We start from the raw sequence: 1,411 nt of genomic DNA, 5'->3' as shown, positions 1-1,411 counted from the left end.
GTAGGTCGATACGAAAAGTCGTTTCGCTTCCCTATCCCCAACAACGACATCTCATGCAACGAATCGCCCTGCTAATTTTTCTCTGCTGTCCGGTAGTCGCCATCGCAGCAGACGCCGACCGCGAACGTCCCAACTTTGTGGTCTTCCTCGCCGATGATCTTGGTTGGGGCGACTTGGCCTGTTATGGACATCCCAAGATTGAAACGCCCAATTTGGATCAGTTTGCCAAAGAAGGCGTTCGGTTCACTCAGGCGTATTCGGCGTGCGGCGTATGCTCGCCGAGTCGTTCATCGATTTTGACGGGACGCACCCCGTATCGAAATGGCGTTTGGCGGTGGGTGCCCTCGGGTCACGAGACCCATTTGCGAGCGAGCGAAATCACCATTCCCGAAATGGTCAAGCCATTGGGTTACCAGACGATGCACAGCGGCAAGTGGCACTTGAACGGCCACTTCAACAGCCCTAAGCAACCCCAGCCGAATGATCATGGATACGATTGGTGGTTTGCGACGCAGAATAATGCGTCCCCTTCGCACAAAGATCCAAACAACTTTGTTCGCAATGGGAACGAGGTGGGACCGTTGGAAGGATTCTCGGCACCGCTGGTTGCCGACGAAGCAATCGCTTGGATGACAAACGAACGCGATTCGTCCAAGCCGTTCTTCATGACCGTGTGGACTCACGAGCCGCACTTGCCGATTGAGTCGGATCCGAAATTCATGGAGTTATACAGTGATCTGGATGATCCCAATCTGCGACAGCACCACGGCAACGTCACTCAGTTGGATCACGCCTTCGGCAAGTTAATGGAAGCGATTGACGAGCAAGGGTTGCGCGACAACACGTTCGTGATCTTCACTAGCGACAATGGGCCTGAAGGAAAAGGCACTCATGGTCGCACCCGAGGATCCACCGGAGGACTGCGAGGCCGCAAGCGAGACGATCACGAGGGTGGGATTCGCGTTCCCGCAATTGTGCGTTGGCCAGGACACGTCACGCCAGGGACCGAAAGCAACATTCCAATCATCGGTTCGGATATCTTTTCAACGGTCTTGGACGTGCTGGATATTCCACTTCCCAGTGATCGCACGATCGACGGTGTCAGCATGCTGCCAGCGTTCTCGGGTCACAAGCTGCAGCGCCAAGTTCCAATGTTCTGGCGGACCCACATTGCGCCCGAGAATAGCCACGCGGCGATGCGAATTGACAACTGGAAGCTCGTCGTGAACAAAGACTTGACGAAATTCCAGCTTTACGAGATCGAGACCGATTGGAAGGAAGAACACGATCTCGCCAGCGAAATGCCTGAGAAGCTCACCGAGATGAAAACAAAGTTCCTGGAGGTCTGGAACGACGTCGAAAGCGAGGGCCCCAGCGAGTGGTGGGAGAATGAAGCCAAGAGTCCAAAAAA

At 54.6% G+C, this 1,411-nt stretch carries 1 protein-coding gene; it reads left to right on the top strand.

Annotated features, from left to right (window positions below):
* Positions 1-53 precede the first annotated feature (53 nt).
* Positions 54-1,411, top strand: a 1,358-nt coding sequence (locus RMSM_RS24800; RefSeq protein WP_008702992.1) for a sulfatase-like hydrolase/transferase, incomplete at its 3' end; no start/stop codon positions are given.

The organism is Rhodopirellula maiorica SM1 (assembly GCF_000346295.1).
In the GTDB taxonomy this organism is placed as follows: Bacteria; Planctomycetota; Planctomycetia; order Pirellulales; family Pirellulaceae; genus Novipirellula; species Novipirellula maiorica.
This window is presented reverse-complemented; position numbering and strand designations above follow the sequence as displayed.